Annotated in this window: 12 protein-coding genes, 1 tRNA gene and 1 pseudogene; 7 read left to right on the forward strand and 7 right to left on the reverse strand. The window is 18.8% G+C overall.

Features of this window, described 5'->3' with window-relative positions; genetic code table 11:
• Nucleotides 1-4 precede the first annotated feature (4 nt).
• From H0H56_RS02575 to H0H56_RS02585, 3 genes are all read right to left on the reverse strand, one after another.
• Nucleotides 5-78 (reverse strand) — tRNA-Arg (locus H0H56_RS02575).
• 22 nt (nt 79-100) lie between these two features.
• Complete coding sequence (gene tpiA / locus H0H56_RS02580) at nt 101-859, reverse strand: triose-phosphate isomerase (protein ID WP_185873782.1); 759 nt, start codon at nt 857-859, stop codon at nt 101-103.
• 19 nt (nt 860-878) lie between these two features.
• Complete coding sequence (locus H0H56_RS02585) at nt 879-1,358, reverse strand: nucleotide modification associated domain-containing protein (protein WP_238858465.1); 480 nt, start codon at nt 1,356-1,358, stop codon at nt 879-881.
• Nucleotides 1,359-1,411: 53 nt separating this feature from the next.
• On the opposite strand from H0H56_RS02585, the pseudogene folP reads away from it, so the two are divergent.
• From folP to H0H56_RS02610, 5 genes and pseudogenes are all read left to right on the forward strand, one after another.
• Nucleotides 1,412-2,223 (forward strand): annotated as a pseudogene (gene folP, locus H0H56_RS02590) (dihydropteroate synthase).
• Between the two features lie 39 nt (nt 2,224-2,262).
• Nucleotides 2,263-3,021, forward strand: a complete 759-nt coding sequence (locus H0H56_RS02595; protein WP_185873784.1) for a diadenylate cyclase — start codon at nt 2,263-2,265, stop codon at nt 3,019-3,021.
• A gap of 1 nt (nt 3,022) precedes the next feature.
• On the forward strand, nt 3,023-4,333 hold the full coding sequence (locus H0H56_RS02600; RefSeq protein ID WP_394798893.1) for a UDP-N-acetylmuramoyl-tripeptide--D-alanyl-D-alanine ligase: 1,311 nt from the start codon (nt 3,023-3,025) through the stop codon (nt 4,331-4,333).
• 74 nt (nt 4,334-4,407) lie between these two features.
• Nucleotides 4,408-5,412: a pyruvate dehydrogenase (acetyl-transferring) E1 component subunit alpha gene (gene pdhA / locus H0H56_RS02605; protein WP_185873785.1), complete on the forward strand. Its 1,005-nt coding sequence runs from the start codon at nt 4,408-4,410 to the stop codon at nt 5,410-5,412.
• 37 nt (nt 5,413-5,449) lie between these two features.
• On the forward strand, nt 5,450-6,703 hold the full coding sequence (locus H0H56_RS02610; protein ID WP_185873786.1) for a dihydrolipoamide acetyltransferase family protein: 1,254 nt from the start codon (nt 5,450-5,452) through the stop codon (nt 6,701-6,703).
• On the opposite strand, the gene H0H56_RS02615 is transcribed toward H0H56_RS02610, so the two are convergent.
• Nucleotides 6,695-7,411 carry a TerC family protein gene (locus tag H0H56_RS02615; RefSeq protein ID WP_185873787.1) on the reverse strand — a complete coding sequence of 239 codons (717 nt, stop codon included), beginning with the start codon at nt 7,409-7,411 and terminating at the stop codon, nt 6,695-6,697. The two genes, H0H56_RS02610 and H0H56_RS02615, sit on opposite strands and share 9 nt — an antisense overlap.
• Before the next feature lie 88 nt (nt 7,412-7,499).
• On the opposite strand from H0H56_RS02615, the gene secD reads away from it, so the two are divergent.
• Both secD and H0H56_RS02625 read left to right on the forward strand, forming a co-directional pair.
• Nucleotides 7,500-10,265 (forward strand): protein translocase subunit SecD, encoded by a 2,766-nt coding sequence (gene secD, locus H0H56_RS02620; RefSeq protein ID WP_185873788.1) that lies wholly within the window; start codon nt 7,500-7,502, stop codon nt 10,263-10,265.
• 18 nt (nt 10,266-10,283) lie between these two features.
• Nucleotides 10,284-10,535 (forward strand): twin-arginine translocase TatA/TatE family subunit, encoded by a 252-nt coding sequence (locus H0H56_RS02625; RefSeq protein WP_185873789.1) that lies wholly within the window; start codon nt 10,284-10,286, stop codon nt 10,533-10,535.
• Here H0H56_RS02625 and H0H56_RS02630 read toward each other — a convergent pair.
• From H0H56_RS02630 to H0H56_RS02640, 3 genes are read right to left on the reverse strand one after another with little or no spacing between them, the layout of a single operon-like run.
• On the reverse strand, nt 10,532-12,661 hold the full coding sequence (locus H0H56_RS02630; RefSeq protein WP_185873790.1) for a peptidylprolyl isomerase: 2,130 nt from the start codon (nt 12,659-12,661) through the stop codon (nt 10,532-10,534). The two genes, H0H56_RS02625 and H0H56_RS02630, sit on opposite strands and share 4 nt — an antisense overlap.
• Complete coding sequence (locus H0H56_RS02635; RefSeq protein ID WP_185873791.1) at nt 12,658-13,932, reverse strand: hemolysin family protein; 1,275 nt, start codon at nt 13,930-13,932, stop codon at nt 12,658-12,660. The genes H0H56_RS02630 and H0H56_RS02635 overlap by 4 nt, the downstream gene beginning before the upstream one ends.
• An 11-nt stretch (nt 13,933-13,943) precedes the next feature.
• Nucleotides 13,944-14,318, reverse strand: coding sequence for a hypothetical protein (locus tag H0H56_RS02640; protein WP_238858466.1), 375 nt, complete (start codon nt 14,316-14,318; stop codon nt 13,944-13,946).
• Between the last annotated feature and the right edge of the window lie 58 nt (nt 14,319-14,376).

A 14,376-nucleotide genomic window follows, 5' to 3' on the forward strand; every position in this document is an offset into this window, starting at 1 on the left:
TGTGTGACCTCGAAGGGATTCGAACCCATAACCTTCTGATCCGTAATCAGAAACTCTATCCAATTGAGCTACGAGGCCTAATAAAAACAAATATATCTTATTAAGATTGAATAATTGTTAAAAATTTTTCTATTTTTAATGAAGCATTTCCTATAAGACCTCCGTCTACATTATTTATAGAAAAAATATTTTTAGCATTAATATCATTAATACTACCTCCATATAATATAGATATATTGTTAGATATATTTTCTCCATATTTTTTTTTAAATAAAAAACGAATATATTCATGCATTTTTTTTATTTCTTCAGGATAAGCTGTATTTCCTGTTCCTATAGCCCATATAGGTTCATATGCTATAATAAAATGATGAATATATTTTAAAGAAAATTTAAAAATAGTTTCTTCCAATTGTTTTTTTATTATTAAAAAATGTTTTTTTGTTTCTCTTTCAATTAACGTTTCTCCAATACAAAATATTATATCAAAATTATATTGTAATCCTTTTTGAATTTTTTTAAAAAGAATATCATTTGTTTCTATAAAATATTTTTTACGTTCACTATGTCCTAATATTATTTTTTGAATTCCTATCGATTTTAACATCGAAGCAGATACTTCTCCTGTATAAGATCCATTATCCATATAATGGATATTTTGTGCTGCAATATTTAAAGTAGTTCCTTGTATAATTTGATTAGAAATATGTAAAAAAGGAAAAGAAGGAGAAATTATAATTTTTTTTTTATGATATATTTTTCTTTCAAAAATAAATTTTAATAAATTTCTAATAAAAGAAGTTGTTTCATAAAAATCATGATTCATTTTCCAATTTGCAATAATAATTTTTTTTCTCATCTTTTTTTTTAAAAAGATTTTAATTTTTTAATTTAAGTGTAAGTGATATGATAATGTTTAACATTTTTAAAATAATTTTTTCTAATTCTTTATTCAATAAATTTTTTTTATTTTTTTTTAGAAAAAAAATATATTCTATAATTTTTTCTAAAGAAAGATATTTTTTTTTTAATTTTGTTAAATTTTTTATTTTATTAAATTGTTTAATATAAAGATTAATTATTTCATAATGTGAAAGTTTTTTAATAAATTTATAAGAAATATTCAATTTTATCAAAATAATAATCAAATAATTTATAACATCTATATAAGTATCTGTAATATTTTCTTCTTTTATTTTTTGATATCCTTTTTTTTGAATATTTTTTATTCTAATTATTTTAATAAAAATTTGATCTATTATAGAACTAATTCCTATAATATTCCATGATAAATTATAATAATTTAATTTTTTTTTAAATATTTTTTGACATTTATTCATAATAAAATCAACAAACATACAATTCATATCATTTAATTTTATTTCATTAAAAAATTAAAATTAATTCTTTCATGACAATTAATTGTGCAGGAACCTTATTATCTTTTAAAAATCCAAAAATTATGGGAATAGTAAATCTAACTCCTGATTCTTTTTATGATGGAGGAAAATTAAATTCTGAAAAAAAAATTTTACAACATGTAGAAAAATTATTAAATGAAGGAGCAGATATTATAGATATTGGAGGATGTTCTTCTCGTCCAGGATCCAAATATCCTTCAATAGAAGAAGAAATTAGACGTATTATAAAACCTATTCGTTTAATTTTAAAAACTTTTCCAGATATCAAAATATCTATAGATACTTTTCGTAGTAAAGTAGCAAAAATAGCTATTAATGAAGGAGTTTTAATGATTAATGATATATCTGGAGGGACATTAGATCCACATATGTTTAATTTATTATCTAAGTTTAAAATTCCTTATATATTAACTTATATAAAAAAAAAAATGAATTTTCTAAAAATATCATTATAAAAGCAAATCATTTTTTTTCTAAAAAAATTTTTGATTTAAAAAAAAAAGGAATTAATGATATTATTTTAGATCCAGGATTTGGTTTTGGAAAAACTTTACAAGAAAATTTTCAATTATTAAAACATTTATCTTTATTAGGATTTAAAGATTATATAATATTAATAGGGATATCTAGAAAATCTATGATTCAAAATATTTTAAATATTTCTTCTAAAAAATCTTTAAATGCTACTACTATTATTCATACTTTAGCTATTTTAAATGGAATAAAATTATTTCGAGTCCATGATGTAAAAGAAGCGATAGAATGTATTAATTTAATAAAATTTTATAATAAAATTTTATAATTTATTACATAATTTTAAAAACTTATATTATAATTTTTTTTGAAAATTTCTTTTATAGATATTTTAGATATTTTTTTAGTAGCTATTATTTTATTACAAATATATAGACTTGTTTATAATACAGTTGCTTTAAATATTTTTTACGGGATTATTGCTACTTTTATTTTTTGGAAAATTGTAGAAGCTTATAAAATGAAACTACTTAGTGTAGTAATAAGCGTTTTTTTTCAAGGAGGTTTTTTAGTATTAATTATTTTATTTCAACCAGAAATAAGAAAATTTCTTCTTATAGTAGGAAGTAGAATTTTTTTAAAAAAATTTATTTTCTCTATTTTTGGAAAATCAGGAGTTTCTATAAAAACGGAAACTATAGATAGTATTGTAAAAGCTTGTGCTATTTTTTCAGGAGATAAAACTGGAGTTTTAATTGTTATTCAATTACATCAAGATATTAAAAATTTTATACAAAATGGAGATGATATGGATGCTAAAGTAAATATTCCTATTTTAGAAAGTATTTTTTATAAAAATAGTCCATTACATGATGGAGCTGTGGTAATTATAGAAAATAAAATTATAAAAACTAGAGCAATACTTCCTGTATCTTATAATAAAGAAATACCTTCTCGTTTAGGTTTACGTCATAGAGCAGCTATTGGTTTATCAGAAAAAACAGATGCGATATGTTTAGTAATTTCAGAGGAAACAGGATATATTTCTTATATTAAAAATCAAAAAAGAACAATAATTAACAATATTAATAATTTAAAAATGAAACTAGAAAAAGATTTTTTTTAAAATGGATAATAATATCAAAATTAAAAATTTTTATAAATTATATTATACTAAATCATCTGGTATAGTAATTCATAGTAAAAAAGTAAAAAATAATTCTATTTTTTTTTCTTTGAAAGGAAAAAATTATGATGGAAATAAATTTGCTCATGATGCAATTTTAAATGGCGCTATGATAGCTATTATAGATAATAATCAATATTTTTATAAAAATAAAAAATTTTTTTTGGTAAAAAATTCTTTAATTTTTTTACAAAAATTAGCTTTATATCATAGATTAAAATTAAATAATATACCTATTATTGCCATTACAGGAAGTAATGGAAAAACTACTACTAAAGAATTAGTAAAAGTTGTTCTTTCTAAGAAATATAAAATTGTTCATTCAACAAAAAATAATTTTAATAATCATATAGGGATCCCTTTAACTATTTTATCTATTCCAAATAATGCTCAAATTTCGGTTATAGAAATAGGTGCTAATCATGAAAAAGAAATAGAAAAAATGTGTTATATCATCCATCCAGATTATGGATATATTACTAATTTTGGAAAAGCTCATTTAGAAGGATTTAAAAATATACAAGGAGTAATAAGGGGGAAATTAGAATTATATAATTTTTTAAAAAAAAATAAAAAAATGGTTTTTGTAAATGGAGATGACCCTATACAATTAACGAATAGTTTAGGAATAAAAAGATATATTTTTTCAGAAAAAAAAGATTCAGATGTTCCCATTAAATATTTATATAATACAAATAATTTAAAATCTATTTTATTATTTAAAAAAACACCAATAATATCTGCATTAATTGGATCTTATAATTTATATAATATTGCTTCAGCTTTATCTATAGGACTTTATTTTAAAATTTCTTTAAAAAAAATTAAACAAGCTATAGAAGAATATATTCCTAATAATAATAGATCTCAAATTTTAAAAAAAAATAATATACAAATTATTGCAGATTGTTATAATGCTAATCCTAATAGTATGTTATCTTCTTTAAATTTTTTTAATAAAATTAAAGGATCTAAAATAGCTATATTAGGAGATATGTTAGAATTAGGTAATTTTTCTAAAAAAGAACATGAAAATATTATTTTTTTTTTAAAAAAAAGTAATATAAATACTATTTTTTTAATAGGAAAAATATTTTTTAATATAAAAAAAAATAATTCTAATAAAATTAAAAAATTTTTAAATTTGAAAATATTTATTAAATGGATTAAAAATAATTCTATTCAAACAGATTATATTTTAATTAAGGGTTCTAGAAAAAATTATTTAGAAAAAATTATTCATTTTATTTAATTTTAAATTTTTGTAGATTTATTTTTTATAGATTAAATTTGTTTTTATAATATAACTTCATAAAATTTTTTCTTATGAAAAAAATTACCAAAAAAACTTATCTTAAATGGTTTAAAGATATGTCTTTTTGGAGAAAATTCGAGGATAAATGTCGTTCATTATATTTAAAACAAAAAATTAGAGGATTTTTACATTTATATAATGGACAAGAAGCTTTACCTGCTGGATTAACTCATGCTATGGATTTAAATAAAGATAAAATTATTACTGCTTATAGATGTCATATTTTACCTATTTCTATGGGAGTAGATCCAAAAAAAGTCATGGCGGAACTTTTAGGAAAAATAACAGGGACTTCTCATGGAATTGGTGGATCTATGCATATTTTTAGTAAAAAATATCGTTTTTATGGAGGCCATGGAATTGTTGGAGGACAAATTCCATTAGGAGCTGGGATTGCTTTTGCAGATAAATATTTTAATAGAAAAGCTGTAACACTTACTATTATGGGGGATGGAGCAGTGAGACAAGGATCTTTACATGAAACATTTAATATGGCTATGATATGGAAATTACCTGTAGTTTTTATTTGTGAAAATAATCAATATGCAATGGGAACATCTGTCAAAAGAAGTACAAATATAAAAGATATATATAAAATTGGTCTTTCATATGGAATGCCTTCTTATCCTGTAGATGGAATGGACCCAGAAAAAATAGCAAAAGTTGCTTATAAAGCAATTGAAAAAGCTAGAAATGGATATGGATCTACTTTTTTAGATATTCAAACTTATAGATATAGAGGCCATTCTATGTCTGACTCAGAATTATATCGTAGTAAAGATGAACTTTTTTTATATAAAAAAAAAGATCCTATTTTAAAATTAAAAAAAATTATTTTAAAAAATAAATGGAAAACTATAAAAAATTTAGATTTTATTGAAAAAAAAATTAAAAAAGAAGTAGATTTTTGTGTAAAATTTGCAGAAAATTCTGATATTCCTTCTTTAAAGAATATGTATGATTACGTTTATAATGAATCTAATTATCCTTTTTTAGATAAAAAAATATCTTCCTAATCTTAATTATAATGTTAAAAATAAATATTTTAAAATAATGGCAGAAATAATATCTATGCCCCAATTAAGTGATACAATGAAAGAAGGGACTGTAATTAAATGGAATAAAAAAGTAGGAGATAAAGTATCAGAAGGGGATATTATAGCTGAAATTGAAACGGATAAAGCTATTCAAGATTTTGAAATTGATGTTAGTGGAATAATTCTTTTTATTGGAGTCAAAGAAGGAGAAACTACACGAGTCAATGATATTTTAGCTATTATAGGAAAAAAAGGAGAAGATATAAAACCTATTATAAAACAATATAATGAAGAAAAAAATGAATTGAATGAAGAAAAAAATGAATTAAATAAAGAAAAAAATGAATTGAATGAAGAAAAAAATGAATTGAATGAAGAAAAAAATGAATTGAATGAAGAAAAAAATGAATTGAATGAAGAAAAAAATGAATTACAAAGAATTTTTATCTCTCCTTTAGCAAAAAAAATGGCAAAAAGAAGAGGAATTTCTATTCATAAAATCAAAGGAAGTGGAGATAATGGTCGAATTATTAAAAAAGATATTGAATTATATGATGAAAAAAAAAGAAATAATTTGTCATTAAAAAATGAAAAACGTATTATAGTTACATCCATAAGAAAAAAAATTGCGAAACATTTAACTTTTTCTAAATTTACTGCACCACATTATTATCTTTTTCAAGAAATTAATGTAGGTAAAATAATAGAATTAAGAAAAAATTTAAATGAAAAACTTGATATAGAAGAAAAAATTTCATTTAATGATATTATTATTAAAGCAGTATCTATTTCTTTAAGAAAACATATATATATGAATATTTCTTGGAATGATAATGAAATTATTTATCATTATAATATTAATATCGGAGTAGCAGTAGCTATAAAAGATGGATTAATAGTTCCAGTTATAAAAAATACGGATGAAAAATCTTTACTTCAAATTTCCAAGGAAATTAAAGATAAAGTTGAACGTTCAAAATTAAGAAAAATTAAACCAAAAGAATTAGTAAATAGTACATTTACTGTTTCAAATTTAGGTATGTATGGAATAGAATCTTTTACTTCTATTATTAATTATCCAAATTCCTCTATTCTTTCTATAGGTGCTATTATAGAAAAACCAATTATTAAAAATTCTAATATTATTATTGGAAATATGATGAAAATTACTTTATCTTGTGATCATAGAATTATAGATGGATCTACAGCAAGTAATTTTATTACTTATTTAAAAAAAATATTAGAAGATCCATTAATTATATTAGTTTAGTTTTTTACAAAAAAAAGAAATACTAATAGACAAAATAAAAATTATTATAGTAATAAAATAAAAATAATTATCTAATATAATATTTATTATATTAATATTTATAATATTTTTTTCTTTAAAAGAAGAAATAATAAGTTTAAATCCAAGTAATAAAATTACATAAAAAGCTGAATTTTTTAAAAAAGGATAAATTTCTATTAAATAAATAAAACTTTTAGATAAAAATCTGATAAATAAAATTCCTATAAAAACTCCTAAAAAAATTAATATAAAATTATTTGAAAAAGAAATAGCTGAAACAATATTATCAATAGAAAAAATTAAATCCATTAATTCTATTGATATTAATATTTTCCAAAAAGAATGTGATTTTTGATGTTTTATTTTTTTATATTTTTTTTGAAAAAAAAAATAATTTAAACTAATAAATATTAAATATAAACCTCCTAATGGTTTTAACCACCAAATTTTAATTAAAATAGAAGTAAATAATAACCCTATAAATCTAAAAAAATAAGCTCCAAAAATTCCATATTTTATAGCTTTTTTACGATCATTTTTTTTTAATTTTAAAACCATAGTTGCTAATAAGGTTATATTATCTATAGATAAAATACTTTCTATAAGAAAAATATTCCCTATAATTAATAAAGATATTATAGGATGATCTTTAATTTCTATTAAATACTTAATAAAGAAATTATTCATTTTATAAAAAAAATTGTATCAAAATATCAAAATGTTTTTTTATATTTTAAATTTAAAAAAATATTATTAAGTTTTATATTATTATAAAATGCGTATAAGAAATTTTTTTACATTTTTTATATTTTTTTCACTTACTATTATTTCTTTATATTATATTATTTTTAGTATTTATTTTTATCAATTAGATAATAAAAATTTTGATCAAAATAAAAAATTATATATTGATGATTTTTCTATTTATAATAAAATTTTAAATCTAGGTTTAGATTTAAAAGGAGGTATTAGTATGATTTTAGAAATATCTGAAAAGGATTTATTAAAAAAATTTTCTAATAATTCTACAAATCCTTTTTTTTTAAAAATTTTGAAAATAACAGATAAAAAAATAGAACAAAATTCAAATATTGATTATTATACAACTTTTATAAATTCATTTTATAAAGAAAAACAAAAACATAAAAATAATTTATCCATTTTAGATTTATTTAATAATCAATTTTTTTTAAAAAATTATGATAATGAATATGATTTAAATAAAAAAATAGAAAAATTAATTAAAAATAAAATAGAATTATCTATTTCTACAGCTTATAATATTATTAAATCTAGAATTTATCAATTAGGGATACATCAACATCATATTCAAAGAATTAAAAATTCAAATAAAATTTTAGTAGAATTATCTGATATAAAAAATATAGATAGAATAAAACATATTTTACAAAAAAAAGCTGAATTAAATTTTTTTGAAATATATAATTTGCAAGATCTTTTTCCATTTTTTGAAAAAATTAATAAAATTTTTTCAAAAAATGGAAAAAGATCTTTAATCGATATTTTAAATATCCGTCATATTCCATTTAATAATTCTATAGGATTTGTTAATACAAAGGATAAAAATATAATCAATAATTTTTTCAATTCTGAAAAAATTATTGATTATCTCCCATATAATTTACATAATATAAAATTTATATGGGGATATAAAACTTATAAATATAAAAAAGAAAAATTTTTTCAATTATTTGCTATCAAAAATTTTAATAAAGAAATTTCTCAATTAAATGGAAATATGATTATTGATGCATATAAATCTTTTGGACCTTTTAATGAAATATTTATAAATATTAAAATGAATCAAGAAGGAACTAGAAATTGGAAAATATTTACTGAAAAAAATATTGGAAAAAATATTGCTATAGTACTTGATGATTTAGTATATACTGCACCTAATGTTCAATCTATTATTTATAATGGAATATCTCAAATATCAGGAAAATTATCTTTACAAGAATCAGAAGATTTAATTAATATATTAAATGCAGGAAAACTTCCTAGTTCAATTAAAATTATTCAATCAGAAATTATAGGCCCTTCTTTAGGAAGAGAAACTATTAAAAATGGAATATTATCCTTTTGTATCGCTATATTTTTTGTTTTCATTTGGATGATTTTTTATTACTCAATTCCAGGTATATATGCTAATATCATATTAATCTTTAATTTAATATTTATTTTAGGAATTATGATTTCTACAAATTCTGTATTAACTTTACCAGGAATAGCTGGTATTATATTAACATTAGCTATGTCCATGGACTCTTTTATTCTTATTTATGAAAAAATTAAAGAAAATATTAATCATGGATTTTCGATTATAACTTCTATTAATAATAGTTATACTATTAAAGGAGCGTTATCTTCTATATTAGATGGACAAATTACTACTTTATTATGTGGATGTATTTTATTTTATTTTGGAATAGGACCTATTAAAAGTTTTTCTAAAACTTTAATCATTGGTTTTTTTACATCTGTTTTCTCTTCTATTTTTTTAGGAAGATTCTTTTTAGAATGGCATTTAAAAAAATATAAAAATATTTCTTTTTCTAAAAAATTTTTTATAAAAAAAATACAATGGGATTTTTTATCTAAAAGAAAATTAAATTATATGATTTCTTTGATATTAATTTTAATAAGTATTTTTTCAATTTTTTATAAAAAATTAAATTATGGAATAGATTTTTTAGGAGGACGTTCTTATATAATCCGTTTTGATAAAAAAGTTATACCAGAAAAAATTTCATTATCTTTATCTAAAATTTTTATAGAAAATGGAAAATATTCATTTCCAGAAGTAAAAACTTTTGGTAAAAAAAATCAATTAAAAATAATAACTAAATATAAAATTCAAAATAAATCTAATCAAGTAGATCAAGAAATTTTAAAAAAAATGTTTTTAGTTTTAAAACCTTATTATAATCATATTAATTATCAAAATTTTAAAAAAATAGAAAAAAATAAATTTTTAGGAATTTTATCTACAGAAAAAGTAGAACCTATTTTAGCTTCAGAAATAACTAATAAAGCGATATTCTCTATTATATTATCTTTCATAGGTATATTTTTTTATATTTTTATAAGATTTAAAAAATGGCAATTTGGAGTAGGAGCTATTATTGCATTATTACATGATATTATAATTGTTATTGGTTTTTTTTCTTTTTTTTATAAATATATTCCTATTTTAGAAATAGATCAAACTTTTATTGCAGCTTTATTAACTATTATAGGATATTCTATTAATGATACCGTAATTGTTTACGATAAAATAAGAAAATATCATTCAAAAAAATTAACAAAAAATATTATAAATAATGGAATTAATAATTCTTTAAATAGAACAATCAACACTTCATTTATAACTTTATTAGTTATAAGTATTATTTTTTTATTTGGAGGAACTTCTATACGTAGTTTTATGTTAGCTTTATTTTTAGGAGTAAGTATTGGAACTTATTCTTCCATATTTATAGCGTCATCTATTGTATATGATTTTTCTAAAAAAAAATAATAAAATAGAAAAAAAATAATGATAACATTTTTATTTATTAGTATTGAAGAAAGTTTTTTAATTATTATTATAGCTATAATTTTGTTTGGTCCAAAAAAAATACCAGAAATTGCTCGTATGATGGGTGAAGGTGTTAGATTTTTAAAAAATGCTAAAAATAAAATTTATAATGAAATTATTCAAAATAGTTTTGATAAAAAACATATAACAGAAAAAAAACATATTTTTTTTAAAAAAAAAGAAAAATTAAATTCTATAAAACGTAATTAAAATTTTTTAATATTTCTATAATCTTCTATTCTAGATTTATTTATTAATACTTTTCCTACAAGTTCTAATATATTTTTTCTTAAAAAAGTATTTAATGTTTCTATTTCATAAAAAAGATATGAAGGTTTTTTAGTATAAGAAGAATGTTTTAATACTTTAATAAAAAAAATTCCTTTTTTTCCTAATAAAGGTTTAGAAGTTTTTTCTGTTTTAAAAGAAGAAGCAAATCCAACAATTTTTGGTTCTTTATCATGATTAATAATAGAATTATAAAAATTAATTTTATAATTTTTTTCTATTTTTTTAGAAAAAAAATTTGCTATTTTTTCTAATTTTTCAAAATTAAACTTTTTATAAGATAAAATTTTTTCTATTTTTTTTCTTCTAATTAATGGAATAATATCATTTTTAATTTTTTCAATATTAAATCCTCTTTGTTTAATTTTGGAAAGATAAACAATAATAGAATCTTTATTTGAAGAATAAAAGACATTACTATCTCCTTCTTTTCTTTTTTTTTCAAAACTCCAATTAATAATTTCTTTATCTACATCTGTATTTAATCCATCTATTTTCCATTGATTATTATTAATAGTTCTTAAATAAAGAGTTTCATATTTTTTTTTTCTTGCTTGATTAATAAACGTATTAATTGTATAATTTTTAATTTCTAATAAAAAATTTTTAACATTTTTATTTATAAAATTTTCCGTTTTATTAGATGTATTTAATGTTTTTATAATAACTGCAAATTTATAAGCAGTATTAGGAGGACTCTTTTTATCTATTCGTACAATATGATATCCAAATTTTGTTTCAGTTAATTGAATCATTCCTTGTTTTTTTTCTGAATTAAAAATATTAAATGGTCCAATATATTTTTGATCTTCATATCTTAACCATCCTAAATTTCCTTTATGGTTTTTTGCATTTATTATATCTTCTGATTTTTCTTTTACTAAAGAATTAAATTTATCAGGATTTTTTTTAATAAATTTATATAATTTTTTAGCTATTTTTTCAGCTTCTTTTTTAGTTCTATGATTAGATGTCCGTATAGCATCTTTATGAGAAATTAAAATATGACTAGATAAAACTGATTCAGATATTTTTTTTTTCCCTATTATTTTTGCAATAATATAAATATTATCTTTTTCTATAGGACCCAATATATTCCCTATGTTATTATTTTTAATAACAAAATTTTGTAAAAATACAGGAAGATCTTTTTTAAAATAATAATGAGAATCAAAAGATTTTTCAGAATAATTTTCAACTAAATCATAATCATTATGAGTATTTTTCAATTTATTAAATAAAATACTCATTTTTTTTTTCATATTTTTTTTATCGTTTAAAGATGGTTTAGATCTAATAATAACAAAACTAAGATTTCTTAAATTTTCTTTATGAAAAAGAAATTTATGTTTATGAATATAATTTTTTATATCAAAATAATTTATCTTTAATAAATTATATTTTTTTTCTATTTCTGAATAAGGAATAAAAATATAATCAATAATAGTATTATAATTTTTATTTTTAAAATTTAATTCTGCTTCTACTAAAGATGTATTTAATCCATACATTAACATTTCTATATATTTTTGAGAAAGAATTCTTTTTGGTATATTATTTTTTTCATATAACCAAATATTTTTTTCATCTTCAATTTGAGAATTATTATATTGTAATTTTTTTTCTAAATTTTTTAAATAAATTTTAAATTTATTTAAATCAAAAAAACCATTATTATCTTGAAAATCTAAGACATAACTATATATAGATTGTTTAGATATAGCATTCCAAAAATCTTTTTTAGTACTTTCTAATCCTAATTTTAAAGCTTGTTGATTCAATAATTTTTCATTTATTAATAATTTCCAAGCTTTATTTTTTAAATCAACATCTGAATCAGACTGATTAAATCTTTTTAAAAATTGAAAAGTATTTATATATTCTTTTATAGAAATATTTTCTCCATTTACTTTTCCTATTATATTATTATAATCTTTTATAAATAATTTAATTAAAATATTAGGATCTAATATGAAGGAAATTAAAAAAATTCCTATAAATAAAAATAAAATCCATGTATTTTTTCTAATTTTTTCTAAAAAACTCATTTATAATTTTTTTTTCTAAGAAAAACCTCTTCTATTTTATTTTTATATACTTTGTTTACTTCAATATATAAAATATCATTAATAATTATTTTTTCTCCATCTTTAGGAAGATACCCGATATAATTAACAATTAAACCTCCTAAAGTTTCATATTCTTCAGATTTTGGAAGATTTAATTTATATTTTGTATTTAAAAAATCAATTTCTAAACGAGCTGAAAATAAAAATTCATTATCATTTAATTTTTTATCAATAAATTTTATTTCATCATGTTCATCCTTTATATCTCCAAGAAATTCCTCTAAAATATCTTCTATAGTTATCATTCCAGCCGTTCCACCATATTCATCTAATACAATTGCTATACTTTTTTTTTTTTTAATTAAAAGATCCATAATTTCTCGCACAGGTGTAGTATCATGAACTAATTCTACAGGAAGAATAATATATTCAATATTTTTAGGTTTTTTTAAAATATCTAAATAATGAATATATCCTATAATATTATCTATATTATTTTTATAAATCACTATTTTTGATAATCCTTTTTCCGTAAATTTATAACGTATTTTATCAATAGTAGATATATTTAATATATTTAAAGAAATAATTTCTTTTCTATGAACCATACAATCTTTTGCTTTTTTTTCAGAAAAAACCAAAGCTTGATGAAATATTTCTACTTCTGATTCTACTATTCCTTGAATATTGTTTTTTATATTTTCTGATATAAAATAAATTAAATCTTCTTTATCAAAAATTTTTTTTTTATCATCTTTTTTTTCACCAAAAAAATTTAAAAAAGTATTAGTAATCCATATAATAAAATTAGTAATAGGATAAAATATTTTATATATAAAATATACAGGAATAATAAATAAACTTAATAATTCATTAGAATATATCCTAAAAATTAGTTTAGGGATATATTCTCCAAATATAAGAATAATAATTGCAGAAATTATACTTTCTAAAAGTAAAATATAAAAAAAATTATCATGATTTAAAAAACTTTTTGGTAAAATATATATAAATAATTTTTCCATATATATTCCATATATAACTAACGATATAGTATTTCCTATTAACATAGTAGTTATAAATGTTTTATACTTTTGAATACTTATAGAAAGTAATTTAGAACGAAAAGATCCTTTCTTTTTTTCTAATTCTATTTTGAATAAATTAGAAGAAATAAGAGCCATTTCCATTCCGGAAAAAAAAGCAGATATAAGTATAGTAATAAACACTATACTAATATGAAACCCCATAAAATATTTTTTTATATAGGAATAATCCCACTAATATTTTTTAATCTAATTTTTTTTAAATTATCAGATGCTTCTATTCCATTTTTAGCATATAATATTGTCCCATTAGAACAATATATTATTGTATATTTTTTATTAAAAATTGTTTTATTTTTTTTATTCCAAAATATTTCTTCACTTTTTAAAAAATCTCCATTTTTATTTTTAATTAAAATATTTCCTTTAAAATGATAAAATATTTTTTTAGTATATTTCATCCAATTTGCACTAAGGTAAGTATATTTATTAGGATATTTTTCGTAAAAAAATAATTTTATTCCATTTGGAAACAAAGTATGCATAGAATATTCTTCCATAATTGGAGAATTTATTAATAATCGAATCAATCCATTTTCTTTATATAAAAAGCTAGAATGAATAAAAACTCTTATAGGATAACTTTTA

It is taken from the genome of Blattabacterium cuenoti (assembly GCF_014252455.1).
GTDB lineage: Bacteria > Bacteroidota > Bacteroidia > Flavobacteriales > Blattabacteriaceae > Blattabacterium > Blattabacterium cuenoti_R.